This is a genomic window from Nodosilinea sp. P-1105 (assembly GCF_012911975.1).
In the GTDB taxonomy this organism is placed as follows: Bacteria; Cyanobacteriota; Cyanobacteriia; order Phormidesmidales; family Phormidesmidaceae; genus Nodosilinea.
In genome coordinates this window covers 13,392-39,150 of the sequence record NZ_SMDQ01000056.1, presented here as the reverse complement: position 1 = coordinate 39,150, position 25,759 = coordinate 13,392, and the positions used below count along the sequence as shown (strand labels likewise).

The following is a 25,759-nucleotide window of genomic DNA, read 5'->3' as shown; positions in this document are numbered from 1 at the left end:
CGTGGCAGCCCTCCTGGTGGCGTTGGTTAATTTCGGCGTTGTAGGGCGAAGCCCGTGCGCAGCGTGGGACCGTCGAAACCGAAAAGCAAATCGCCTGGCTAGAGAAGAGCAACGAAGACTTGCAGAAGAGCAACAAAGAACTGAGGAAGCAGAACGAGCGGCTCGCCGAGTTTGGCTCCGCCACGCTGCGCGAAAGAATCCAAAATCGATGGATCGTTCTCCAAGCACGGCATTTACTCAGTCCCACTGCCGAAGTCGAAGCAGCCGTAGCTGATTTTGTGGAGTTTTTGCAGGAATATGGTGAGATCTGATACTGGCCCAGATCCCAGGGTTCTGAGGTTGTGGGCGATGAATTGTGGTGCAGGGCGAAGGAGAACCCTGGGATCGTCTTCAATACGGTTGAACTCCCAGCGGACTTAGCCTATGATGTTTTGGCGGGGAATGCCTTCTAGGCGGGGAAGAGAGGAGTTGCGACCTCCTCAAATCCCCTGAGACATCCCTCTTAGATACGGTAAGTGAGATGCCCTTAGGAGTCATTCTAAGCTAGCGTCTTGTTTCACCTTCATTTGGGACGGCTAGATCGTTCCCCGTTTTCCTATACCGAAAACGGAGACACCCGTATGTATGAATCGAATCCTGGAGACCTGAAGGTTTCCACTCAGTTCAAGCTGCCCACCTACCAACCGGATCGGCTTTGCCACATCCTGTTGGGGGACTATGCGGCGGTGGTCGAAGCCATCAACCGCATGGAGGTGTTGCACTATTGCGATCGCGTCGCCTGGGTCGACCCGATGCCCACTGGGCGCAATGGCGAATACATCAGTGTGATGTCGCGCCGGATCGCGCCGCTGGAGTAGATGGTTCTGGGGCGCAAGCCTAGATCCCAGGGTGCTTGGGTGCGTTGGCTATGAATGGTGGTGCAGGCCGAGGGAGAACCCTGGGATCTGCTTGTGACAGCGTTGTTTGGGGGGTGGGCATCGCCCACTCCGGCATCCTCTTTAGATTGGGCGCGGGAGCGCCGCTGGGGACATCCCTACGCAGAGTGTGGGCACAATGGAAAACATAACTGCCATAGCCACAGGCGATTTTCCTGGCAGCATAATGATTTGTCTACCAGAGCTGTGTCAGGTCAAGGGCTGGGGGCAATGATCACTTTTGATGGTGAGGAGGGGCATACTATTAACCACAACTCCTGGACCTGGTAGGTCTATGGGAAGCTAAGCTCCCTATCCTCGCTAAGATCAACACGTGCCCCTTTCTGAGCCTACAGTCATGCCTCCCCGTTGGCTTAAGTTTCTGCCTCCGACACTACAACGGCAGTTAGCTAGCCCAATGGCGCAAAAGCTAGTGGGGAACACGGGTTGGCTGTTTGCCGATAAGCTGCTGAAGGCTGTGGGAGAACTAACTGTCGGCATCTGGCTGGCTCGTTATTTGGGACCTGATCAGTTTGGCACGTTAAGTTTTGCCATTGCCTTTGTGGCTCTGTTTACCCCTTTATATAAACTTGGGTTGCATAAACCTGTAGTGCGTGACATTGTACAGAGTCCCGAACAAAAAGAGGTGATCTTAGGGTCTGCTTTTGGGTTGCGTCTGATATCAGGAATAGCTTCTTTAGCGGCAGCAATTTTAATAATAAAATCTATACAACCAAATAATCTAACACTTCAAACATTAGTGATCGTAATAGCTTCTGGCTCTATATTCCAAGCCTCAGACGTGATCACTTTTTGGTTTGAATCTCAAATTGCAGTTAAGCCTGATGTTTTGGCTCGTGGATCAGCCTATGTAATTAGTAGCTTAACTCGAATAAGCTTCATACTATCTAATGCAACTGTAATTTTTTTCGGGGTGACTCATATTTTAGAATCTGTAGTAGCTGCTATATTCTCAGGATTTGCATATTATAAAACCCAAAATAAACTTAGATCTTGGCGCTTTGAATACAAAAAAGCATGCACACTTTTTCTTGAAAGTTGGCCCTTGATCTTGTCAGGATTGGCTCTTGTGATTTATATGCGAATTGATCAGGTTATGTTAGGTCAACTCGTTGGCAGCGATGCAGTTGGAATATATTCAATAGCTATAAAATTATCTGAAGGATGGTATTTTATTCCAGTTGCAATCTCAATCTCTGCTTTCCCAGCTATAGTAGCTTCAAAAGAAAATGATGAAGGGATTTATTATCATCGATTAAATCGACTTTTTAGGATCACCACCCTTATCTCTTATGCGGCTATAGTTATTCTGCTTTTATTTTCCGAAACCTTGGTTAAAGCGCTTTTGGGCGAAGAGTATTTGACCGCAGTTTTAATAATGAAAGTTAATGCATTCTCAGGTATTTTTATTTCTGCTGGGGTTATTCGAAGTTTATGGATGGCATCAGAGAATTTGCTTCATTTGTATTTTTTTTCAACTGCTTTAGGAGCTGTGGTCAATGTCACGCTTAACTATTTTATGATCATAAAATTCAACATTTTAGGAGCAAGTATGGCGACTCTGCTGTCTTATTCATTAGCCAATTATTTCTCTGGATTTCTTTTTAGGCCAACCAGAAAAGTTGCACTTATCATGACTAATTCATTTTTCCTGAAAAAATAGTCAAGAGAATAGCAGGCAATTGAAATATGAAAATTCATGTCGAGAAATATATTTTGAATTTCTTTAGGAAATTTGGCTATGATATAGTTAAATACAGTCAATATAGTGGGCTAGCAGAAAACCATATACAGACATTGTATCAGCTAAGATCAAGTATTTTGGTTGGTAGGTATATTAATGCATTTTTAATTGATATAAATCAATGTGTTTCTCACAATGGATTTTCTTTCTCTGATAAAGGATGGCATCCTTTTGTTTCTACTTTACTCGAATATAAAAATGATATTTCCTTTGGTTATGAGAACTCCATCCTTAAAAAATATTATGCTAAATTTCAACCTGACTTTGCTATGGAACCCTGCATAACTACTGACCAAATTTCAACTGACTATTTGACGTTTCCATCTTATACTTACTTCTTTCCTTGGGAAGCTGGTAATTCTATTCAAAAAGCTGACAATATACGCAAAAGTCAAGAGGCTGAAAATCTTAATGCTGGCTATGGAAGTATGAAAATTAGCGAAGGCTTCTCTCATCATGGACCAGTTAGTGCCAGGAAGGGGGAAATTGAGTATAAACGACTTATTGATGTGTATTCCTCTATTCAGAAAAAAGGCTATGTGCGTGATTCAGGATTAAATGGAGATATTGCTGGAACTCTTTTGTATAGAGATGGGAAGTATCGATTCCTTGTGGAGATGGGATTTCATAGAATATCTTCTTTAAGGGTATTAGGGTATCAAAAAATACCAGTAAGGCTGATGACTCCGATTGTTGTCGAAAAAAGGCATGTCAATTGCTGGCCGCAAATCAAATCTGGAATATGGAATATTGAAAATGCTTGTATTTATTTCGATAGCTTGTTCGATTTTGATAGCGCAAAATGGGCTGCTGAACATAGATTAAGTAATTTTTGATACCTATCATGAAAATTCTTATGGCACATAATAGACATTTGATTCCAGGTGGCGAAGATCAATCTTTTGCTCAAGAAAGCCAGTTGTTGATGGCTAAAGGACATGAGTTAAAAAAATATCTTTGTGATAATAGGACGATTCATGGCTCTCCTCTATGGAAAGTTGGACTTCGTTCAATATGGAGCTTTAAAGACTATCATGAAATTCATCAAGTCATCCGATCAAGTCATCCTGAAATTCTGCACGTTCAGAACACTTTTCCTTTGATGTCTCCCGCTGTTTTTCATGCAGCTAAACGAGAAGGTGTGGTGACTGTGATGAGTTTACGAAATTATCGTCTTTACTGCCTAAATGCCTATTTCTTCCGAGACGGAAAAGTCTGTGAACTATGCATTAATCAGCCTGTACCCATCTCTGGTATTTACCAAAAATGTTATCGCGATAGTCTGGCAGGTTCACTCGCTGCCGCTAGCACAGTGAGTCTACATAGACTACTGCGTACTTACCAGAAGAAAGTGGACATGTTCATTGCCCTCACAGAATTTGCCCGTGAAAAGTTTATTTCTCATGGTATTCCGGCGCATAAAATCCGTGTCAAGCCTAACTTCATATATCCAGATCCACTACCTGGCACAGAACAAAATGACTCAGTTCTTTATGTTGGCCGCCTATCTCCCGAAAAAGGTGTCGAGACCTTGCTTACAGCTTGGTCATACTTGAGTGAACGCATCAAACTGAAAATTGCTGGTTCAGGACCACTTCAAGAAAAGGTACAAGCAATTGCTAATAGAGATTCTAACATTGAGTATCTAGGTCAGAAGCCTTTAGAGCAGATCTATCACCTACTTGGCCAAGCTAGAGCTCTAATTTTTCCCTCTCTTTGGTATGAAGGTATGCCCCGTACTATTATTGAGTCTTTCGCTAAAGGCACTCCCGTAATCGCTTCTAATCTTGGTGCCATGGCCTCCATGATTGTGCCCGAGCGCACTGGCCTGCATTTTGAGGCTGGTAATGCAGCTGACCTAGTCAATCAAGTGACTTGGATGCTTAATCATCCTACTTATTGGCAAGTCATGCGTCACAATGCCCGGCAAGAATTTGAGCAGAACTACACCGCAGAACGCAACTACGAGATGCTGATGGATATTTACCAACAAGCTATTGATAGTAAGAGGGCTCAGCTCAATTGACGGATAAGTGTAAGTGTATAAGTAAGGGCTTTTGGTTGATTTTTTGGCTCGCTGGTAGGATAGCGATACATTCGCAACCGTATCTAACGTGCAGTCTACCTGTCCATCCCGCTCAATTTTAGGAGTCCGCATCGATGGCACCAGCTATGATGACGCCTGCGATCGCATCCAAGCCTGGGCCACCGATTCCACCTCCTGCTACATCGTTGCCGCCAACGTCCACGTCGTCATGACTGCCCGTTGGCAGCCCAGCTATCGGGCTGTGCTCGACGGGGCTGCCCTGGTCACTCCTGATGGCATGCCAATGGTCTGGGGATTGCGGCTTTTGGGCGTCAAGGGACAGCAGCGGGTCTATGGCCCTGACCTGATGCTGGCTTTTTGCGAACATGCTGCCCAGCAGCATATCCCGGTTTACTTCTATGGCAACACACCCCAAACCCTTGCCCGCCTGGAAGAAAAACTATTAAAAGCCTTTCCTGGGCTACCCATCGCCGGTAGCTATTCTCCCCCCTTTCGGCCCCTTACCCCCGCCGAAGAACAGGCCGACATCGATCGCATCCACGCTTCCGGCGCCAAAGTCGTCTTTGTGGGCCTGGGCTGCCCCAAACAAGAATATTGGATGGCCCGGCAGCAAGGCCGTCTTAACGCCGTCATGATTGGTGTTGGGGCGGCCTTTGCTTTTCACAGTGGCAAAGTCTCCCAAGCCCCCCGTTGGATGATGAAACTGGGTCTAGAGTGGGCCTACCGTTTTAGTCGAGAGCCCCTGCGACTGTGGAAACGCTATTTAATCAATAACCCAATCTTTGTGGTGCTGTTTACTGGGCAACTGCTACGGCACTATATTACAGGGTTTTTCAATCCAGGCAAGCGCTGATAGTTTTAGCGCACTCTGCGGAACCCTAACAATATCCTAGCCCCGCCTACGTCACCCAGGATTTACCCAGGTGCACTACCCCTAGCCCCCCCGTCCCCCATGGATAGTAAGTTACGCCAACGGCCTAGCCCGGCCAATCCCGATCTGCGCGCCCCCCAGCGGCTTCAGCTTCAGCAACTGCTCTCTTGGCGCTGGCAACGCGCTATTGTCCTGGCTTTGGGGGATGTGCTGGCGCTGGCGATCGCCTGGCAGTTGGCCCGTTACTTCAACCAGTTTTATTCCCCCATGCCTGATCCGCTGGTCTGGTGGGTCTGGTTTGGCTTGCCCAGCTTGTTTTGGGTCTTTGCCGCCGTCACCGTCCTGTGGCTAGCACGTCGGGGGCTGTATAGTTCCAACACCCAGGTCAGCAACTACCTGAAAGCCGGCCAAACCGTGAGTGCCGTCTTTTTGCTGGCACTGGTGGTTAGTTATTTCTACGATCCCTACCTTGATCCACCCCGCTCGTTATTCATTACCGCCTGGCTGGGTAGTGTGGTCTTTGTCGTCACCGGCCGGTTAATCAATAATGCGGTGCTACGCCAGGTGGAGCGAGACCAGGTGCAATCTCGCGTTTTTTTGGTTGCTCCGGCTCAGCGCTTACAGCGGCTATCCCAGGTGCTGCAAAAACGAGCTGGTTGCCAGGTGGTGGGGGCGGCTCTGGCCGCGACAGCTAACTCAGAAACCACATTTCAAGCGATTCTTGGGGCCAGAGCTACGGAGGTTTTAGTGGAAAGCCTGCCCGAAACCGAACTGGCCTCTAAGCTGTACTGGCGACTGCGGCGGGCGGGCATTCCCATGAAGCTGCTACCCTCTAGCCGCGAAATGCTTTACCGGCGGGGAGTGCCCGAGGTATTTGCCGGGCTGCCGGTGCTCAGCATTCATGACACCCTGGTGGGCGGGTTAGAGTATCGTCTGAAGCGAGTTCTCGACTTTTTGGGGGCCGGACTAGGCGTCCTGGTGCTGATGCCAGTATTTGTGGGAATCGCGATCGCCATCAAAGTCACCTCCCCCGGTCCAGTTTTCTTTCGCCAAGAGCGGATGGGGTTGCATGGCCAGGTGTTCCATGTTTGGAAGTTTCGCACCATGGTCACCCAGGCCGCCCAGATGCAGGCCCAGCTAGAGGCCCAGAACGAAAACCCAGACGGGGTGATGTTCAAAATCAAGCAAGATCCCCGGATTACCGCTGTGGGTCACCTGCTGCGACGCACCAGTCTGGACGAACTGCCCCAGCTCTTCAACGTATTGCTAGGCCAAATGAGCCTGGTCGGCCCCCGCCCCCTGCCCTTGCGAGACATCCAGCACTTTGACCCCTGGCACCACATTCGCCACCAGGTGCTGCCCGGCATTACTGGCCTGTGGCAAATTTCGGGTCGTTCTGATATTGAAAGTTTTGACGATGCCGCTCGTCTAGACCTGTACTACATCGATAACTGGTCCCTCAACCTGGACCTGGATATTTTGACTGAAACCATCCGAATTGTGCTGTTTGGCAAAGGGGCTTACTAACAATGGATAAACCGATTGCCCCTACCCCTGACAAAATATCTGCCAAAACCGCCGATGGTACGCTGCTGGCTCTCCTGGTGGCAGCGTTTTATGTCTTATTTACCCTATTGCCTGGCAGCAGCACCCTAATGTTGATGTGGCCCTGGGTTTTTCTGTGGCAAGTGACCCTAACGCTGCCGGTGCTGTGGCTGTTATGGCAACTGTGGCACAAACCTTTGAGTGCGTTTGCCCTCGGCCATGGCCTAGACTGGGTCGCCCTATTAACTGTGGTTGGCCTGGGCATATCCTCCCTTTCAGCAGAATTTCCGGTTCAGGCACGGTGGCATACCTGGGCTGCTTTGGCAGGGCTCGCCGCTCTTTATGCCCTGCGGGGGTGGCTAACATCAGCGAATCGCAGCCAAACGTTGCTCAGGTTTCAGGGCTATGTAGCCATCGCCTTCATGATTCTCAGCCTGGGATTATGGATAACTCAAATCTACTGGCCAGAACTACAACGGCTGCAAACCTTGCAGCAGTATGGGGCTGACGTCACCTTCAGCTTTCGCCTTACCAGTTTGCGTAATTGGCAACCGATTGGCCACCAAAACTATGTGGCTGGCTATCTTGCCCTGGTGATTCCCCTGTGCGTGGGGCTAACGATAAACGATCGTGGTTGGCAACGCTGGCTTTGGGCCGCAGGCGTAGCCCTGGGCTTAGGCACGTTGTATACCACCAGTTCTCGTGGCGGTTGGATCGCTTTAGTCATGACCAGCAGCGTGGCCTTACTCATTGCCTTGCTCTACAGTCATGTATCCCGGCGATTAGTGATGGCTATGGGCGCAGGCACCCTGGCGCTGATTGGGGTGGCGATCATCAGCAATAACCGCCTGCGCATGTTTTTGGGGAATATTGCCCAGGGCAATGTTGCCAGTAGCGAATTGGCCTATCGGTTGATTACCAATACAGTTGGCTGGCAGATGGGCCGCCAGCATCCCCTGGCTGGGGTTGGCCCTGGCAGTGTGCCGCTGGTGTATCAGCAGTATCGCCCGGCTTGGGCTGGCCGAGAGGCTGAGTTGCAATTTCAACTGCACAGTACTCCCGCCCAACTGTGGGGAGAACTGGGGGTTTGGGGAGTGCTTTTACCTCTGGCCCTGATTGTCTTGCTGGGGATTATGGTGATCCGCTGGGTGCGTCAGGAGCCGGACCAAACGCCCTCTGGCTTATCCCCCATTTTGGTGTGGAGTTTGTTGGCTGGGCTCCTGGCCTTTGGGCTGATGGCCCTGACTGACTATCAGCTGGATATTATCGGCATTGCCGGCGTGCTCTGCGTCTATCTGGCCGTCATTTCCCAGACGCTTAGCCCTCAGACTGGGCCTGCTGCCGCTGGGCCAATGGCCGAGTTCCCTCGGGCCAACCGGGCTCTAGCGCTGGTGGGGCTGGGGCTGACCTTGGCCATGTCGATTTGGGTGATCCCGATTCACCGAGCCTGGGCCATATCCAGTGCTGGCTTCTCGGCCCTGACGGCCCGCGAGCCCGATCTGAATGCGTTTGTCGCCGACGTGGAAGAAGCCCACAGGTTAGCCCCGTGGCAACCCTACTACCCTTATCAGTTGGGCTACAACCTGGGTAATTTGAGCTATCGGATTACGGATAATCCACCCCTGCGTCAAACTTTGCTTACCGATGCCATTGACTGGTTCGAGGTAGGGAATCAAATTGTGCCCTATCAAGAATTTGGCCACTCTAACCTGGGCTGGCTACAGCTAGAAAATCAGCAGCCGGACCTGGCCCAAGAATCTTTTGCCCGCTCCACGGCCCTGGTACCTGCTAAGCCTGGGGTATTTTTTGGCCTGGGGTTTAGCTGCTGGCAAGCGGGGAATACTGACTGCGCTGTAGACGCCATGGCCCTGGAAATCATCCGTCATCCAGCCCTGCTGACCAGCCCCATTTGGCGGGGAGGCTCCCTGGCAGATCTGTACCCAGCTGTAACGGAACGACTAGAGCAGCACTACAGCGAGCTCCTGGCCGCCTACCCCGACCACCCTAGCCTAACCCCCTTTTTACATCAGGCCCGGGGTACGCTGCGGTGGTGGATTGATGACCTGGATGGTGCAGCCCAAGACTGGCAAGCTCACGGTACCGAGGTTCATTTGGCCTTGCTGGCCCTGGCCCGAGGGCAGGTGGTGACCATCGATAGCCTGCCAGAAACCCCAGCCAAATATGCGATCGCCGCCTGGCAAACCCCTGACCAACGCCAGTCTCTTCTAGAAACCGCCTGGGTTACCCGGCAAGAAGACTTACCCCAGCTCAGTGAAGCGTTGCCCCCCGCCGATACAATCCAGGATTTGGTGGTGAGCCAAAACAATGCCGAAAGCTTTGACGATTGGTTGAAACGCACCGCCCCCAGCTGGGAACCGCGCAGTAACCGCCTGGGCTTTGGGGTGCTCAGCCGCCAGATTGATGGTCCATTACCGTCTGACTTTTACCCCAGGGTCGAAAATATTCCCGTGGTTCAGTTTTTGACCACAGTGTTTGTGTCCCCTGCTTACTTACCCGCCTTAGATCAGGCGTTGCAACCCCATCGCGATCAACTACGGAACCAGGTTTTGGCGGAATAGGGGACTCAAACTGAGAACTGGAACGCCAGTACAGTATGCCAAGATCCCAGGGTTCTTGGGCTCATGGGCTTAGAATTTCGGAGCATCCTAGGGCAGAACCCTGGGATCTGGATTGATGCTTTAGGATTACTCGTCAGTGCGGTAGCGGACCGTAATTCGGCCCCGTTCATCGGCGAGAACCTCACCCCCTAAGGATTCAATCCGCTCAACCGCTTGACGGCGAGTTTCATTGTCTACCGCAAAGCTGGCAATTTGTACCCAGGCACTAATTTGTGCGGCCTTGCTGGTGGGGTTTTGTTCTAGAAAATGAGCGGTCTGGCGCGAAGCTTGGGCGACTGACTCGGCTTCGGGAAGCGTTGATTGGTCGGCCCAGTCAGCCGCGGTTGCAAACGACTCTCGTGCAGCTTCGCCATCGCCCAAGAACAACAGTTGATCGATGCCCATGTAGCGCCACACCAAATAGCCCCTCTCTGGAGTTTCAGGGGTCATAGTTGATATACCCTGAGTCATCAGGTCTACGGCGCGATCGGGGTCACCGGCGAAGAGAGAGGTGCTGGTAGAAAGATAAAGATAGGAAAGAATAAAGTATGGGTCGTTCTTAATAATGACCTCAAAGAACTCTGGACTAGCCCGATAGCCTATCTTGTTTCGAACGTCAGCATTGCCAAAATATTGAAGAAAATTTAGAAAAGACCAGTTTGCAATTAGATTCCTATATCCAAAATCAGGAGTTAGTCTAAGCAGTTCAAGACTGGTAATATCTTTTTTCTCTTGTATCTGAAGGCCGGAAAGATCTTTCTGAGTTTCAGTGCCTGAATTTAGAGAATTGAGTCGAGACCACTGCAATCCAGCAACAACTAAAAACAGAGTAGGCACAATAGCTAAGGATAAAAAAAGATTAAGCCAACTCTTTCTCTGATCTCGATAATTCATTTTATTCGATGAATGCAGACTTCGTGAAAAATATATGATAGTTCTTGTTGGTGTGAAAAATTGGGCAGTACCAGTAGCGCTTGACTGACAAAATTTTTGACAAATTTCGTTGGATCATAAACTGCCACATACTCAGATTTGAAAAAAGCAAGAGGCAACTCTAGATAAAAGAATTGCCTCCTAGTATTAGCAGCCCCAACTAAGTCTTAATCTTAGCTTAGTCATTATCTGGGCATTCACCATCACCAGCACTAACCACTGGATCGACTCCAGCTTCACCATCTAACGAAACGTTAGGAACGTTATCTGGAGTAGAGCTTACACATAGAATAGCTGTGGTAGTCGAATTACCAGCACTATCTTGAAGAGTATAAGTCGCCCCTGTATATCCCAAAAGAGCTTCATCTCGGGGAGTCGCAGACACATATACAGAGTTGCTAAGCTGCCCACCATCAATTGCCTCTAAATCACCAGCATTACCGTCATCATCACCATAGATATAGAATTCTGTCTGATCTTGAATCCCTAAGCTGAGATTCACCAACTCATCTGAGAAAGTCCTATTTTCCAAACGATAAGCTTGTTGAGCACGGTTGACAGACCCAACGTAGGTGGTGGCTTCAGACTGGCGGGCGCGGTTGGCTTGGTTCAAGAATGCGGGCAGAGCGATCGCAGCCAGAATACCGATGATGATGATAACAACCAGCAGTTCAATCAGGGTGAAGCCGCCGTCTTCTTTCTTGGCGATCAGGTGTTGTAGTAGCTTTGCTTTGAGAGAAGTTTTCATGATCTAGGTGTCTCCTTAAGAAGCGAGGTAGTGTTCGATGCGCTTCTTTGATTAGACTACCCACGACTTTCAGGTTTCATATCACGGGCTTCTATTTTTTTTTGAGATGACCTTCAGGGGAGATGGGGAGGTGGATGGGTGGATGGGTGGATGGGTGGATGGGGAGGTGGGGAGATGGGGAGGTGGGGAGATGGGGAGATGGGGTGTTTTTGGATTTTGGATTTTGGATTGAAGCCGTAGGGTGGATGGGTGGATGGGTGGTAGACGTGGAGCGGCTTCCCGCAGGGCAGGGTGGATGGGTGTGTAGGGGTGGACCTGTGTGTCCGCCCTGGCGAGGGAATGGGAAGACGGGGAGTTTTGAATTTTGAATTTTGGATTGAAGGGGAATTGGATGGGGTGGGGAAGGTGGCGTAGGGGCGGACCTGGGTGTCCGCCCTGGGGGTGGATGGGGAAGGAGGGGTGTCCGGTTCCCCTCTTGGGAGGCCTGTGCTGTTCGCGTAGCGGCCCCGGAGGGGCAACTTGCCGAAGTAGGCAGGGGTGGGTTTGCGAGAATTTTGGATTTTGGATTGAAGCCGTAGGGTGGATGGGTGTGTAGGGGCGGACCTGTGTGTCCGCCCTGGGGAGGTAATGGGAAGCGGGGAGTTTTGGATTTTGGATTTTGGATTGAAGGGGAATTGGATGGGGTAGGGGTGTCCGGTTCCCCTCTTGGGAGGCCTGTGCTGTATAGCCTGTGGCATGGCTTCGCTAGCGCGTAGCGGCCCCGGAGGGGCAACTTGCCGAAGTAGGCAGGGGTGGGTTTGCGAGAATTTTGGATTTTGGATTCGTAGCGTGGGTTAGGCGATTGGGGATGGGGCGATCGCCTGGTCACTTGAGCCCCGCCGTAACCCACGGGTGAGGGATGGGTAAGGTGGAGGAATTTTTGTAGGGTTTTGCCTTTCCCGAAGGGGATTGAAGCCGTAGGGTGCCTACGCGATCGGGGATGGGGCGATCGCTGACCACCTAAGAGCCACCGTAACCCACGGCTGGGGGGCTATGGAGCATCCAAGTCTTGTCGTATGGCTTGGATGCTGGCCTTGAGCGGTTGCAGGTCGTTATTAGCAATATCCCAGGCGTCACGCCTCAAAGGGGGATAGCCTCCTGCATAATGCGATGGCCCTTTGGGCCGGTCTCTGACCATCGCGAATACGCGCTTTGAGCATCGCTGGAGTAGCCACGTCTACCTTATGCTCTAGCAAGGCTTCTAGATCTTGCACTAACCCCACCGGAAACCATGGACTGCGACGGGTAGGGTCGTAGTCTATGCCTTACCACCCTTGTGGTTCAAACTGGGCATCGTTCAAAATCACCACATCTTCCCCCGACTGGGCCAGCACAAACAGGCCCTGGCGAGCATTAATCCGGCTCAATCCCTAACTCCTGCAGCCGAGCTGCCAGCCTCGCGGCCTTGGCCTCTGCCTGTTCGGCCCGCAGGCGCTCTTGCTCGGCCCGCTCTGCTCCGGTGGGCAGCAGATTACCGTCGCGATCGCACCAGCGCAGCCAGGTTGTCGTTACCCCTTCAAACTCCCCTTCCCACAGGGTTAGCCCTAGCCCCACCTGCTCTAGCCAGGGTTCGGCCAGGGGCACATAGTGCCCTTCATGCAGTCCAAACACCCGCAACAGCTCCTCCCCCAGTTGTTGCAGTGGGTCAAACACCAGGTAATAGCTCACCCCCAGCCGTTCATAGTCGCCCAGCTTGCGACCCAATTCGTTCCCTTCCCGGTTCGAGACAATCTCCAGGACGACATCTGGCGACTTGCCAAACTCCCACACCAGATAGGTGCGGTTCCGCTTCTGGCGAAAATCTTGGGGCGCTTCTACATCCAGGGCGACAAACACATCCGGCACGATGGGCGGCTGGTTCACTGAGGCAAAAATACCGATATCTGCATCGGCCACAAAGGGGCGGGTCAGGCCCAGGCTAGCCCAGGAGCTATAGAGAATTTCTACCAGCAAGCGTTGCAACTTGGCCGACAAAAAGTTATCCACTGGCGTCTCATCCTCAATCACCAGATGGGTCACATCTGGCCGTAGGTCTGTGGGCGATTGGGGACTAGGGCTGAGGCTCTGGGTCATGGCGATCGCGTCAAACCTTGGCGAACACGTTACCCCTAGGGTAGCAACTCAGGGCTGATAACGCTTTGACGCCGCAGGAGTGGTCGGTCAATCCCAAGGTGACTTCTGGAAAACTTTCTATCCGAGGGGTGGGCAGAGCCCACCCAGCCCTGTCAAGGTGAGGCAGATTTAGGGGTCGATCCCTCGGATTGGCCGCTGAGCCAAGGACTAGAAGTCCAAGGCTCAAAGCAGAAATCCTCTGAAGAGGATTGGGAGCGGCGTTCTCCAGTCTGCTTTAGCAGACTTCTGCGGTGAGCCAGGGAGTTCACTCCCTGGTGGTTGTGGCCGAAGTCTCTTAGTTCCAGGGGTTTTCGGGAAAAGTACCACCACCCTGACAGGGTGGGCAGAGCCCACCTTACGAAAAAGGACGCCTTACAGGAAATGGTCAATGGTCACCGCTGAAACGGCGGCGAAGGCGGTGATCGCCAGGGCAACAAGGGGGTTTTGTCCCTGGGCAACGGCGAAGGAGGTGATTACCCCAGCGCCCAATGCGGCGATACCAATGGCGCTAACCCAGTCTTTTTGTACGTTATGCATGGATTTCAGGGACTAAAAGACAGCTGATATAGAAGCTAGCTGTGGCTAAAGCCAAGGCATCCTAGGGCGATCGCAGAACCAGACCCCTTTATTCTTTAGCGGTAGCGTTGCCTACAGACCTCACGCTATCACTTTGACTTTGGCGAAAATTTGAACCCCTGGTGATCTGACACTAAGCTTAAGGGTTAGTTAAATTAGTTCACATTTTCCTGGGGAAAGTGGGCAGTTGTCAGGGGTAGCCAAGCTGGGATCACCCGTTCATCAGCCGTCTGCCCCGCCCTGGCTATGACTCTATCCATAGGCTGTGAACCAATCTATCGCTACAGGGGAAGCGAATCCGATAGGATTTGAACAGTCTTTTTGAGCACAGGTACCCGCAAACGCTATGTCCGAGAACCGTAGAAGTCAGGCCATTACCCAGGGGGTGCAGCGCACTCCAAATCGAGCCATGCTGAGAGCCGTCGGCTTTGGCGATCACGATTTTGTCAAGCCGATTGTGGGCATTGCCAATGGCTTTAGCACCATCACCCCCTGCAATATGGGGCTAGGGGACCTGGCTCAGCAGGCGGAGGCCGGGGTGCGGCAGGCCGGGGGCATGCCCCAACTATTTGGCACCATCACCATTAGCGATGGGATTTCGATGGGGACAGAGGGGATGAAATATTCCCTGGTGTCCCGGGAGGTGATTGCTGACTCGATTGAGACTGTGTGTAATGGTCAGAGCTTAGATGGGGTAATTGCGATCGGCGGTTGCGACAAAAACATGCCGGGAGCCATGATTGCCATGGCTCGGATGAACATACCGGCAATTTTTGTCTATGGTGGCACCATCAAGCCGGGGCATTACGACGGCCAGGACCTCACCGTGGTCAGCGCCTTTGAAGCGGTTGGCGAATATAGCGCGGGCAAAATCACCGCCGAAGACCTGCTGGCAGTTGAGCGCCACGCCTGCCCTGGGGCGGGGTCCTGTGGGGGGATGTACACGGCCAACACCATGTCCTCGGCCTTTGAAGCGATGGGGATGAGTCTGATGTATTCCTCGACCATGGCGGCTGAGGACGCCGAAAAAGCCCATAGCAGCGAGCAATCTGCCATTGTCTTGGTGGAGGCGATTCGACGGCAGATCTTGCCGCGACAGATTTTGACCCGCAAAGCGTTGGAAAATGCGATCGCCGTGATTATGGCGGTGGGTGGTTCGACCAACTCTGTGCTGCACTTGCTGGCGATCGCCAACGCCATTGGCGTCGAACTCAAAATCGATGACTTTGAAGCAATCCGGCGTCGGGTACCGGTGCTGTGCAATCTGAAGCCTTCCGGCCGCTATGTAGCCACCGACTTCCACCAGGTCGGCGGTGTGCCTCAGGTGATGAAAATGCTGTTAAAGCAAGGTCTGATCCATGGGGATGCCCTCACCATTACCGGCCAAACGATTGCTGAACTGCTGACGGCTATTCCTGAAACCCCCCGGACTGGTCAAGACGTCATTCGGCCCTTTGACCAGCCCCTGTATGCCCAAGGGCATCTGGGCATTTTGAAAGGGAATTTGGCCACAGAAGGGGCCGTAGCCAAGTTGACCGGCATTAAGCATCGGCAGATTACCGGCCCAGCGCGGGTGTTCGAGTCCGAAGAGGACTGTCTGCAAGCCATCCTAGACAAACGCATTCAGGCGGGGGACGTGGTGGTCGTGCGCTATGAAGGCCCGAAAGGAGGCCCGGGGATGCGCGAAATGTTAGCCCCGACCTCAGCAATCATTGGGGCGGGGCTGGGCGATGCCGTGGGGTTAATTACCGACGGTCGCTTTTCGGGAGGCACCTATGGCATGGTGGTGGGCCATGTGGCTCCAGAGGCGGCGGTGGGGGGCACCATTGCCCTGGTAGAGGAAGGGGACTCGATTACGATTGATGCCGACCAAAACCTGCTGCAGCTGAATGTGCCCGACGCAGAATTGATCCGACGACGGCAGGCCTGGCGACCCCGCCAGCCCAACTATACCCGGGGGGTGTTGGGTAAGTACGCCAAGTTGGTGTCTTCCAGCAGCCAGGGGGCGGTGACGGACTTAGAGCTGTTTGGGCCTACTGATTAGGAAGGTGGAAGGTAGAAGAACGAAAAAACGTACACCCCTACTCCCGGGGGCGGGTGTTACCGGACTTGACCCAGCCTTCCTGGCCATTGGCCACCACTCGCACGTTAATCCAGTCGTGCTCAGCAGGTTCTTCTAGCACCACCAGGTCTTGGTTGTAGTCAATGCCGCCAATCTGGGGATACTCGACCCCGGGGCCTTCCCGCAGCACCAGGCCAATGGGCTGTACCACCACAGCGGTATAGGCCCCTTCATCCACTTCTGCTTCGGTTTCTGGAAATTCCTCAGGGGGCGGGGCCGCCTCGGGCTCTGATACTACCTCGGGGGGTGGGGCCACCTCGGGTTCAACGGCAACCTCCTCCGGAGCGTCGGCGGTCGGGGGGGCTGTTGGCAACTCGTCACCATACAGCGGTTTGGGGGGCAAAATCGACAGCCGCCCCATAAAATAGCGGGCCGTGGCCACCCCCGCAAACGAGAGCAGCGTGAATGCCACCACCAGGCCCAAAATCAACTTTGATAGGCCAACCAGAAATCTTTGCATAGGTTTCAATTGCCCCTTGTCGTGCGATCGCTGTCTCCCGATCGCTAATGGTACCGTAAGCGACGCTAATCGCCATCGGGTTGAGACGCTTTTAGCCGACTGGCCAAGCCACTGCCCCGGGAGGCCATACGGGCCTTGCCAGAAGCAGCCCAGGCCTGGAGCGCTTCGATTTGATCTTGGGCGGTGCGGGCCAGGGGCACCATTTGGCTAGCCGCTTCTAGAATGTCGTCTGTGGTAAAGTCACGCCCCTGGCTAAAGCCCAGGTGCATGGCTTCGACGATCGCCTGCTCAATTTCGGCCCCAGAAAAGTCTGGGGTTTCATAGGCTAGGCGAGCGGTGTCGTAGGTTTTCAGGGTGTGGGGTCGCAGGTGGCCCAGGTGCACCTCAAAAATCGCCTGGCGCTCTGATTGGTTGGGCAGCCCCACAAAGAAAATTTCGTCAAATCGGCCCCGACGCAGCATTTCTGGCGGCAGGGACTGAATGTTGTTGGCGGTGGCCACCACAAACACCGGGGAGGTTTTTTCCGCCATCCAGGTGATAAAGGTGCCAAACACGCGGCTGGTGGTGCCTGAGTCCCCGCGTCCATCCAGCCCGGCAAAGGCTTTGTCGATTTCGTCAATCCACAGAATGCAGGGGGCCAGGGCTTCGGCCAGCTGGATCATTTGCCGGGTGCGAGATTCTGATTCCCCCACCAGCCCCGCAAACAGACGCCCCACATCCAGCCGCAGCAGGGGCAGGTGCCAGTGGTGGGCGATCGCCTTAGCGGTGAGAGATTTGCCGGTGCCCTGGATGCCCAGCAGCAGCAACCCCCGGGGGTGGGGCAAGCCATACTGGCGGGCTTTTTCAGAAAAGGCGGCCCCCCGCTTCAGCAGCCAATCTTTCAGGTTATCTAGGCCACCAATGTCGGAAATTTGCTCGGTGGCAGGGTAGTAGTCCAGAATTTGGGTTTGGCGGATGGACTGGCGCTTTTCTTCTAGAATCGAGTCTAGATCGCGATCGTCAAAGCTACCATGGCTGGCGATCGCCCGGGCCAGGACCCGCCGAATCCGCTCTAGGGACAACCCCTGGCAGGTGCGCACCACTTCATCGAGCATGGCCGGGGGCAGGGTGGTGCTGGTGGCGCTCAGCAGTTGGTTCACCTCTTGGCGAATCACAGCGGCACTGGGCAGGGTGAATTCCAGCACGGTGACGGTCTCTCCCAACTCTTCGGGAATGGTCAGTTGAGCCGAGAGAATCACCAGATTTTTGGGTTGGGCCTTGAGGCTGCGGGCCAGGTTGCGCAGCTTACGGGCCACGGCCACATCGTCTAAAAATCGATGAAAGTCTCGTAGCACAAACACCGCCGGGGCCGAAGCCGGTAGCTTATCGACCAGTTCCAGGGCTTGCAGGGGGTTGCGGCGGCCAAACCCGGCGTCGTTCAGGTTCCCCTGGTAACCTTCCACAAAGTCCCAGGTGTAGACGGCCCGCTGGCCCTGGGTTTGGGCACAATGGGCGATCGCGGCTTCAGCCCGCTCTTCTTCTGGGGTGGCGATATAAATAATCGGGTAGCGGGCTCGAATCAGTAGCCCAAGTTCGTCAGTAAAGTCCATGGCGGGTATGGGGGCGAGTATGGGGGCCAGTGGGGGGTTAGGTATCGGGAGACTGAAGTTGTTGCTGCAACTGACTCAGCACCGACCAGCGACTATCGACCGGGTTGCCCCCCACCTGTTGATCTTCCGCCTCAGGCACAGCAATGCCCGGGCAGTTGGCGTCGCACACCTGCCGCTGGGGCAGCGCCAGACACACCTGCTCATAGAGCCAGGTGGCCGGATAAAAGTAGCCGTTGGGGGGCAGGGTTTCCACCAACTCATCCACCCCCACCTCTCGCTCCAGGGGCAAGGCGGTGGGATCGGGGTCAGGCTCTAACCAAATCAGCTCATGGGGGGCCAGCGATACCCGGTGGTTGTAGCTTTGCAGACATCGGTGGCAAGTCAGGGTGACGATGGTTTCAGCCACAGCTTGCACCTCTAAGTAGGTGCCCTGGTGGACCATCGTCACCTCCCCCCGCACAGGGGTGAGGGTATTTAGCTCAGGAAAGGAGGTATCAATCTCAAGTTTCAGGGTTTTCTCGGGCTGCTGAAGCAGCTGCGGAATATAAACCTTATCCATCCTTAGCCCTACTGATTCGAGTCCTGATTCGAGTCCTGTTGAGCGACCAAACAGACAACCAACCGACGGTCAGGTTCTCGCCCCCGACTAAAGGTGGTCAAGCTCTCTTGATGGCTGAGGAAATGGTGCACCTGTCGCCGCTCAGCCGACGATAGCCCCTGAATCTCATAGGCTTCGCCGTTTGCCAGCACTTGGTTAGCGGCTTCTTCTGCTAGGGCTTTGAGTTCCTCTAAGCGACGAGCCCGATAACCGTCTAGCTCAATGGTAAAGGCCTGCTGTTCGGTGTCCGATTTACCGAGATTAAGGGTGGTGTTAGCCAAATATTGAATCGAGTCCAACACTCGACCGCCGTCGCCAATCAGAGCCTGTACCTGCTCTGGGCTGAGGGGGGCATGATCAATTGTCAGCCAACAGCTTGACCCAGCTTCGTCGTCCTGAAAAGACGCCTTCACCGTCGTCGTCACCCCCTGCATCGTCAGCAGGGAGGTTAACCATTCCACCCCAGCGGCTGCAATTTGCTCACCCATAGTCATCTAGGCCTTTTTCTTTTTAGCGCGCCCCGGCTCAAAGGGCAGGGTACCGCGATTATCCTCTGACTTACTAGATTCTGCATCTACAATCTTTTGCAGGTTCTCTGGCAAGGGTTCCCGCGACAGAATAAAGGTCTGTAGCGTCTGGAAGATGTTGGCAATCACCATGTACATCAACACCCCGGCAGGCAATGGGAAAAACAGAAACATACCCGAGAAAATAATCGGCGTAAATTTGTTAATCGCATTTTGCTGAGAGTTATCCGAGCTAGAGCCTTGCCCTGACAACAACTGGTTAACGTAGAGGCTAGCGCCAAAGGACAACACCATAATCAAGATGTCCCAGTGGATGCTGCCGTCTTCACCAGTGACCCCCACCCGGCCCAGAGCCTTAATAAACAAGAATCCCTTATTCGCTGCCAGGCCAGGCACCTCAACCTTGATAGAGGCTTCACCGGGGGCTAGGGCCGTAATATGGCCGTTTTGGTCAATATCGATCACCTCATCCCCTTTGGCGACCTGCCATTGGGGTTGAAACTCGGCACCAGCCTCATTGTATTCGGCCACCAGGGCGTCAATATCCTGGCCGTCGGCCGCCTGTAAGCGTACATCGGTCTTTTCGCCAACCACGAGCTTAGTGCCCCCAGGCACTACGGCGGCGATGGGGAAGTGAGCCCCGTCAGACACATAAATAGCTTTTGGGGAGGTGCTATAGATTTGCGGCTGAATCTGCTCGACTTTTTCTTGGGGAAAGACCTGGAAGTTAACGTCGTAGGAGATGTTAGAGAACGGCGACCCCCGCAGAGTGGCAAACAGGGCAAACAGAATTGGCATTTGCAAGAGCACGGGAAAACAACCCGCCAAGGGGTTACCGAACTCTTTGTAAACCTTCCCCATTTCCTCTTGCAGCTTGGCGGGATCGTCTTTGTGACGGTCTTGAATTTCTTTGACCCGCTTCTGCATCAATGGCTGGGCCACCTTCATGCGGCGCATGTTGCGGATAGACCCAGCGTTAAGCGGGTACAAGGCTAAGCGAATCACTAAGGTCAGAGCAACGATGGCTAACCCATAGCTGGGCACGATCCCGTAGAAAAAATCCAGGATCGGCAACATAATGTTGTTCGAAAGAAATCCAATACCAAAATCCATGGGCACCTAATCCCGCCGTGGGGATATGACATCAACTGCTCAATTACTTAATTTACCGTACTCGATGGCGCGCAACCCATCCACCCCAGTTAGGGGTTTCCGTAAGTTAGCTGGTTCCTAATGCACCGCTAGCGGCTTTTGCCCTGGGCGAAATCTTTTCGCTGATGTAGTCGTAGACATCGCGAAACTTGGGCATAGCCCGCAACTCAAGGCGGCTGCCATCCTTAAGGGTAACCACCATATCTCCCCAAAGGCCAATCCCCCGGGGCACCGTGACAATTTTACTAATTTCTGAATAAATAATATCGGTGCGATCGCGCCCCATCCAGCCGCCCGTCACTGAAATCCGACGGTTGGTGATGCGATAGCGCAACCACAGGGCCCGGGTAATCGCCCCCACCGTTAGGGGTAGACAGATGATCGTAAACCCCAACAGAATATTGATGATCAAATCGCCAATGTGGGGTCCGCCCTCGTAGTACACATCCTCACGAATGCCCATGGATGACCTCTAGCTTAGTTAACAACTCCTCTAATTCTCGCAAAAATTCGCCATATCCGCACTGAGTGGCACCAGGGCGCACGTTGATCACCACCCAAAGGGAAGGGGCAATGGCGGGCAGCAACGTCCTGAAAGCCGCTTTGAGTTGCCGCTTCAGCCGATTACGGACCACCGCTCGCTTGTGAACTTTTTGACTCACGGTGATGCCCACTTTGGGACCGGTGACCGCCTCCCCTTGCAACAGTGAAGGCCCAGCCTGAGCAGACTGAGCCTTATCCCCATGATATACCCGTACTATCAAATGAGTTGAGACAGCCTTCTTACCGTGTTTGTAGACTCGGGAAAAGTCACGAGAGCTCCGGAGACGATGATGTTTAGGCAGCACCCTGGAGCCATTTAAACGGCTAGCTTAGCCCGGCCTTTGCGCCGACGGGCCTTGATCACATTTTGACCGGTGTGGGAGCGCATGCGGGCCCGGAACCCAGAGGTTCGTTTTTGCTTGCGGTTAGTCCCTCGTAATGTACGCTTGCTCATGGGGATGCCTCATTCTTATGCAAATTCACGGTCTATTATATTAGCACATAGACCCTGGGGAACATTGGGGTTAGTCGCAGAACTCGCAGAACTTTCGAGCTTTTAAGCTCACAGTAGCTTGCTACTGTGGGGGTCCACTACCGGCGACGGTTCGAGTCAGATGCAACTTCCAAAGGCCAGGTGCCGACGTACTGGTTCATCACATCTCCCTGGAACATCATCCGCAGGTTGAAGTAGTGATAGCCATAGCGCCGAGGGTTCTGCACATTCGACATCACCACGACTAAATTTGTATTGGCTGGGATCGGCTCTTCAGGAATGAGCTCAATCCGCCCTTCATCTTCGATCCAGTCGACAGCTTTCAAGGGAATGTTGCCGTCACCCCGCCAAGTGCCCCGCCGTAGCTCAATCGCATTGGGGTCTAAACGCCCTCGCATCTCAGTGAAGGCTTCAGGGTAGTCAATTTCAAGGCTGATCACTTCCCTAGGCAATTTGGTGCGGTTGATATTGAGGTAATACCGGGCGTTGCGACTAAAGGGGGTATTGAAGTCAATAAAGTAGTTGAGACGAAAATCGGGGTCGACACCGCCGAAGATGGTTAATCCTCCCTGGGCTAGGGTGGGCTGGGGTAATGCCGTCCCCAAACCAGTAGCGATGGTAGCAGCAGCCAATCCCATGGCTGCAAACTTTATGGTGTGTTTCAGGAATGTCATCGTGTACCTCCTTAGGGAACAGTCGGATATGGGCAGCCCCATGCCATAAGAAACTGTATCCTGTGCAGCCATAGATCCGTGGACGGATCTGTGCCAGTGGTGTAACCGGGCTGTTGATTGGCCCCTAGGACCAGGGAGAGATGGACTAGCGTTCTCACAGCGATAGCCTGACCCTTTTCCCAGAGTATGACCTAACGGTACAAATCGTAACATCCGACGGCAACAAGGACCCTAGCCACAACCTCCAGGAAATGAACTCCCTGGAGGTTGTGGCCAAAAACAATAGAAGTGTCTCTGCTCTGTGCTTCTGTCGTTTAGCTCAGGGCTTCCAGGTAGTCTCTGATGCGGTTGCGGCGCTTGGGTTGACGCAGCTTTTGTAGGGCTTTAGATTCAATCTGCCGCACTCGTTCCCGGGACAGTTCTAGGGCACGGCCAATTTCAGCCAGGGAATAGGGGGTGCCATCTCCTAGCCCAAACCGCATCTTAATCACGTCTTGCTCGCGGGTGGTGAGGTCTGCCATCAATTGCTGTAGGTCTCGCCGCAGGGAATCGCGAATCAGCATTTCCTCTGGCGAGATGCTGTCGGTTTCCAGCAATTCGCCCAGTTCGGTGTCACGGTCTTTGCCCACCTTGGTTTCGAGGGAAACCGCTCGGGGCACCCTTAGCAGCACTTCCCGCACTTGGGGACCGGTCATATCCAGTTCCCGAGCCACATCTTCAATAGAGGGGGTGCGGCCTTTCTCTTGGGAAAGCTTGCGCTGGGCTTTCTTAATTTTGTTCAGCTTTTCAGTGATGTGCACCGGCAGCCGGATGGTGCGGCTTTGGGTGGCGATCGCCCGGGTGATGCCCTGACGAATCCACCAGTAGGCATAGGTACTAAAGCGATAGCCCTTGGTGGGGTCAAATTTTTCTACCGCTCGCTCTAGGCCCAGAGTGCCTTCCTGAATTAAATCCAGCAACTCTAGGCCCCGGTTCTGATATTTTTTCGCCACCGACACCACCAGCCGCAGGTTGGCTTTGATCATGTGCTCTTTGGCTCGAATCCCCTCAGCGATCGCGGTTTCGAGTTCAGGCACCGTCAAGCCACTGAGATCAGCCCAGGCTCGTTTACCCTGGCTCAGGGTGGGCTTCAGATCGGTGCTAGGCACCCCCGCTGCTGCGGCCCAACGCTCTAGGGAGGGGCGATAGCCCAGTTGAGAGGAGAGGCGATCGCGGGTTTTGAGCAGGGTACTGTAGGTGGCCAGTACACCACTGCTGCCCTCAGCCGCCTGGTCAAGCTGTTCCAGCAGTTGCATGTAGCCCTGGACCCGCTGGGCTTCAGCCACTTCTTCATCTCGCTCCAGCAGGGGGACGCGACCAATTTCTTGCAGATAGAGGCGCACCAGGTCAGTGGTACGGCGATTCTTCAGCACCGCAGCGGTGTCAGCCTCTAGGTCAGCAGGGTCAGCGTCATCGGCAGCAAAGTCCGCCGGAGGCACGGCGTCCATATCATCACTCAGGTCATCCTGGGGGACTGCTGGCTCGGTGAGAACCGCCTTAGAGGGGGCATCATCTTGGATGTATCGGGGGGTTGCTACCATGACACTCTTTTGTAACGCGTACAGATGGACCGTCAGTCGGTGATACTTCCAGTATTCCCAGGGGGTAGGAACTTTAGAACAACGGCTTCGGGGCTGCCCGTGACACCCCTTGAGGATGGAGCGGGTTCGGCCCTTAACACTCGAGGAACCCAGACTAGATTTTCTGGGATGAAGCCACCAGTCATCACTGTACTGACCTAGCAAAAGGACAGGAGTGATGTGGGTCAACTGACACCATAATCTACGTCACCAGTTGGGGAAATTCCTGACAGAACGTTACACCTTGGCAAAAACCTTACATTGGCCTGATAACTGCCGATAGGATGAAAGGCGAAGGTTGTTATCTTTAGTGAGCTGCGGTAATGACAGATAGTCTTTCCTGGACGGCTGAGGCCCAAGCCAAACTTAAGAACATCCCCTTTTTTGTACGCTCTCAGGCCCGTAAACGGATTGAAGACGTGGCCCGGGACTTGGGAGCCGAAGAAGTGACAGCGGCGATCGTTGAGCAAGTACGCCTGGAATTTGGTCAGTAGTAGCTACCTGCCCTGTTTTGAGGCAGCCATTCTCATTTTGGTAAATTGGCTGTTCGCCCTGAGCCTGTCGAAGGGCGAACGGGCTTGCTCCCTCCGGGAGCCCCTGCGTGTTTCATGTCGCCTGCGAAACGACAAGCTCAGCCTGAGCGGTCTTTCGTCAATCAGTCAAGTCATACTGAGAATTGCTGGTTTTGAGGCGGCTTACCCCCTCAAATGTCTGTCTTGGGATACAGACCTAGACATTTCTCTGGGGATAGAGTAAAGGGAGGGTTCCCTGTACCCAGGGTGCCCACGCTGTTTTGCTACGACCTGTCGAGAGTGGGTAATCGATTTCAAAATCTACAAGAAGACTTCACAAGACAGGAGAACCTTGCAAGTCGTACTCATAACGAGTATGATTTAGAAGAACCCGAGATGGTCTACTGTTATCGTCTGTGCAGACTGTCTGTACCAAGTCCAGCTCGGAAGCTGGAGTTTTCCTAGAGGCAAAACTTCAGGTCTGGACTTGAATTTGGTTTGAGTCCAAGCATTGAAAGACATATTGACTGCGTTGTGTCTCGTTTATTTCGTTTGACGTTTATTGATTGAAGAGGGCATATGGTTGCAACTCCCACGAAAGCAAAAACTAGCCGTCGGTTTTACCCGACCCGGATTGACCTGCCGATTGACGTGCGATCGCAGGTTACCAAGATTCTGAATCAAACCCTGGCGGCCACCCTGGACCTGAAAACCCAGACCAAGCAGGCCCACTGGAATGTGAAAGGTATGGACTTTTTCCAGCTCCACGAGCTATTTGATGAGATGGCCGGTGAGCTAGAAAGCTATGTGGACATGGTGGCTGAGCGGGTTACAGCCCTCGGAGGCACGGCCATGGGTACCGCCCGTCTGGCGGCGGCCGAGTCGATTCTGCCGGAATATGACCTGGATGCCATTGACGGGGTTGAGCACGTCACCGCCCTGGCCGAGCGGTTCGCAGCCTACGGCAAACATTTGCGCCAGGCGATCGACACCACCGAAGGATTGGGGGATGCCGATACCGCCGATCTTTATACCGAGGTCTCCCGCACCATCGATATGCGCCTATGGTTCCTGGAAGCACACCTGGTGAAGAAGTCTGATTTGGACTAGGGATCTGTTAAGCCAGACATGACAGGGCATCCGGTCTGCGGTGCACAGCTTACGGTAAACGGTACACGGCTCGCCTTAAACCGTTTGCCGTGAACCCCCAAGTCACGTCTCCCGTCATTCTTTGCATAGGCGAAAGCTAGTTTTCCTAGTCTTCGCCTATGCTTTTGTGGTGTGAGATTAGGGGTGCATCCC

General features: G+C 53.2%; 25 protein-coding genes and 1 pseudogene. 11 read left to right on the top strand and 15 right to left on the bottom strand.

The window, feature by feature from the left end; all coding sequences use genetic code 11:
• Positions 1-119: 119 nt before the first annotated feature.
• The 8 genes from E1H13_RS19775 to E1H13_RS19740 all read left to right on the top strand — a co-directional run bounded on the left by E1H13_RS19775 (position 120) and on the right by E1H13_RS19740 (position 9,721).
• Positions 120-311 (top strand): hypothetical protein, encoded by a 192-nt coding sequence (locus E1H13_RS19775; protein ID WP_169615856.1) that lies wholly within the window; start codon positions 120-122, stop codon positions 309-311.
• A 240-nt stretch (positions 312-551) separates the two neighbouring features.
• Positions 552-857 carry a hypothetical protein gene (locus tag E1H13_RS19770; RefSeq protein ID WP_240966739.1) on the top strand — a complete coding sequence of 102 codons (306 nt, stop codon included), beginning with the start codon at positions 552-554 and terminating at the stop codon, positions 855-857.
• A gap of 415 nt (positions 858-1,272) precedes the next feature.
• Positions 1,273-2,598, top strand: a complete 1,326-nt coding sequence (locus tag E1H13_RS19765) for a flippase (protein ID WP_169615854.1) — start codon at positions 1,273-1,275, stop codon at positions 2,596-2,598.
• 26 nt (positions 2,599-2,624) lie between these two features.
• Positions 2,625-3,515, top strand: coding sequence for a hypothetical protein (locus tag E1H13_RS19760; protein ID WP_169615852.1), 891 nt, complete (start codon positions 2,625-2,627; stop codon positions 3,513-3,515).
• Positions 3,516-3,523: 8 nt separating this feature from the next.
• Positions 3,524-4,705, top strand: a complete 1,182-nt coding sequence (locus E1H13_RS19755) for a glycosyltransferase (RefSeq protein WP_169615850.1) — start codon at positions 3,524-3,526, stop codon at positions 4,703-4,705.
• 88 nt (positions 4,706-4,793) lie between these two features.
• Complete coding sequence (locus E1H13_RS19750) at positions 4,794-5,579, top strand: WecB/TagA/CpsF family glycosyltransferase (protein WP_169615848.1); 786 nt, start codon at positions 4,794-4,796, stop codon at positions 5,577-5,579.
• A gap of 99 nt (positions 5,580-5,678) precedes the next feature.
• Positions 5,679-7,124, top strand: coding sequence for a sugar transferase (locus tag E1H13_RS19745; RefSeq protein WP_169615846.1), 1,446 nt, complete (start codon positions 5,679-5,681; stop codon positions 7,122-7,124).
• 2 nt (positions 7,125-7,126) lie between these two features.
• The gene (locus E1H13_RS19740; RefSeq protein WP_169615844.1) at positions 7,127-9,721 is read left to right on the top strand and encodes an O-antigen ligase family protein; all 2,595 of its coding nucleotides are present in this window, start codon (positions 7,127-7,129) and stop codon (positions 9,719-9,721) included.
• 126 nt (positions 9,722-9,847) lie between these two features.
• Here E1H13_RS19740 and E1H13_RS19735 read toward each other — a convergent pair whose 3' ends face one another.
• The 5 genes and pseudogenes from E1H13_RS19735 to E1H13_RS19715 all read right to left on the bottom strand — a co-directional run bounded on the left by E1H13_RS19735 (position 9,848) and on the right by E1H13_RS19715 (position 14,129).
• A complete protein-coding gene (locus E1H13_RS19735; protein ID WP_206070724.1) occupies positions 9,848-10,654 on the bottom strand; it encodes a hypothetical protein in 807 nt (268 codons plus the stop codon).
• A gap of 217 nt (positions 10,655-10,871) precedes the next feature.
• Positions 10,872-11,441 carry a type IV pilin-like G/H family protein gene (locus E1H13_RS27740; RefSeq protein ID WP_169615842.1) on the bottom strand — a complete coding sequence of 190 codons (570 nt, stop codon included), beginning with the start codon at positions 11,439-11,441 and terminating at the stop codon, positions 10,872-10,874.
• A 1,304-nt stretch (positions 11,442-12,745) separates the two neighbouring features.
• A pseudogene (locus E1H13_RS28090) lies at positions 12,746-12,829 on the bottom strand (DUF3782 domain-containing protein); the annotation flags it as partial.
• A 4-nt stretch (positions 12,830-12,833) separates the two neighbouring features.
• The gene (locus E1H13_RS19720; protein WP_169615840.1) at positions 12,834-13,553 is read right to left on the bottom strand and encodes a Uma2 family endonuclease; all 720 of its coding nucleotides are present in this window, start codon (positions 13,551-13,553) and stop codon (positions 12,834-12,836) included.
• A gap of 411 nt (positions 13,554-13,964) precedes the next feature.
• Positions 13,965-14,129, bottom strand: a complete 165-nt coding sequence (locus E1H13_RS19715; RefSeq protein WP_169615838.1) for a hypothetical protein — start codon at positions 14,127-14,129, stop codon at positions 13,965-13,967.
• A 385-nt stretch (positions 14,130-14,514) separates the two neighbouring features.
• Between E1H13_RS19715 and ilvD the strand changes: the two genes are divergently transcribed.
• Positions 14,515-16,212, top strand: a complete 1,698-nt coding sequence (gene ilvD, locus E1H13_RS19710) for a dihydroxy-acid dehydratase (RefSeq protein ID WP_169615836.1) — start codon at positions 14,515-14,517, stop codon at positions 16,210-16,212.
• A gap of 37 nt (positions 16,213-16,249) precedes the next feature.
• Here the strand turns inward: ilvD and E1H13_RS19705 are convergent, their stop codons facing one another.
• The 10 genes from E1H13_RS19705 to sigC form a co-directional block, all read right to left on the bottom strand.
• Positions 16,250-16,750, bottom strand: coding sequence for an SH3 domain-containing protein (locus E1H13_RS19705; protein WP_169615834.1), 501 nt, complete (start codon positions 16,748-16,750; stop codon positions 16,250-16,252).
• Between the two features lie 65 nt (positions 16,751-16,815).
• On the bottom strand, positions 16,816-18,339 hold the full coding sequence (locus E1H13_RS19700; RefSeq protein WP_169615832.1) for an AAA family ATPase: 1,524 nt from the start codon (positions 18,337-18,339) through the stop codon (positions 16,816-16,818).
• 37 nt (positions 18,340-18,376) lie between these two features.
• Positions 18,377-18,898, bottom strand: coding sequence for a YceD family protein (locus E1H13_RS19695; RefSeq protein ID WP_169615830.1), 522 nt, complete (start codon positions 18,896-18,898; stop codon positions 18,377-18,379).
• A gap of 8 nt (positions 18,899-18,906) precedes the next feature.
• Positions 18,907-19,425 carry a R3H domain-containing nucleic acid-binding protein gene (locus E1H13_RS19690; RefSeq protein WP_169615828.1) on the bottom strand — a complete coding sequence of 173 codons (519 nt, stop codon included), beginning with the start codon at positions 19,423-19,425 and terminating at the stop codon, positions 18,907-18,909.
• Between the two features lie 6 nt (positions 19,426-19,431).
• The gene (gene yidC / locus E1H13_RS19685) at positions 19,432-20,577 is read right to left on the bottom strand and encodes a membrane protein insertase YidC (RefSeq protein ID WP_169615826.1); all 1,146 of its coding nucleotides are present in this window, start codon (positions 20,575-20,577) and stop codon (positions 19,432-19,434) included.
• 106 nt (positions 20,578-20,683) lie between these two features.
• On the bottom strand, positions 20,684-21,079 hold the full coding sequence (locus E1H13_RS19680) for a PH domain-containing protein (protein ID WP_169615824.1): 396 nt from the start codon (positions 21,077-21,079) through the stop codon (positions 20,684-20,686).
• Positions 21,066-21,464, bottom strand: a complete 399-nt coding sequence (gene rnpA, locus E1H13_RS19675; protein WP_169615822.1) for a ribonuclease P protein component — start codon at positions 21,462-21,464, stop codon at positions 21,066-21,068. The genes E1H13_RS19680 and rnpA overlap by 14 nt, the downstream gene beginning before the upstream one ends.
• Before the next feature lie 11 nt (positions 21,465-21,475).
• Positions 21,476-21,613, bottom strand: coding sequence for a 50S ribosomal protein L34 (gene rpmH / locus E1H13_RS19670; RefSeq protein WP_169615820.1), 138 nt, complete (start codon positions 21,611-21,613; stop codon positions 21,476-21,478).
• Between the two features lie 137 nt (positions 21,614-21,750).
• Positions 21,751-22,326, bottom strand: a complete 576-nt coding sequence (locus E1H13_RS19665; RefSeq protein ID WP_169615818.1) for a DUF2808 domain-containing protein — start codon at positions 22,324-22,326, stop codon at positions 21,751-21,753.
• Positions 22,327-22,640: 314 nt separating this feature from the next.
• Positions 22,641-23,906, bottom strand: a complete 1,266-nt coding sequence (gene sigC, locus E1H13_RS19660) for an RNA polymerase sigma factor SigC (RefSeq protein WP_169615816.1) — start codon at positions 23,904-23,906, stop codon at positions 22,641-22,643.
• Positions 23,907-24,268: 362 nt separating this feature from the next.
• On the opposite strand from sigC, the gene E1H13_RS19655 reads away from it, so the two are divergent.
• Positions 24,269-24,439: a PCP reductase family protein gene (locus tag E1H13_RS19655; RefSeq protein WP_169615814.1), complete on the top strand. Its 171-nt coding sequence runs from the start codon at positions 24,269-24,271 to the stop codon at positions 24,437-24,439.
• Positions 24,440-25,036: 597 nt separating this feature from the next.
• A complete protein-coding gene (gene dps, locus E1H13_RS19650; RefSeq protein WP_169615812.1) occupies positions 25,037-25,567 on the top strand; it encodes a DNA starvation/stationary phase protection protein Dps in 531 nt (176 codons plus the stop codon).
• Positions 25,568-25,759: the final 192 nt, after the last annotated feature.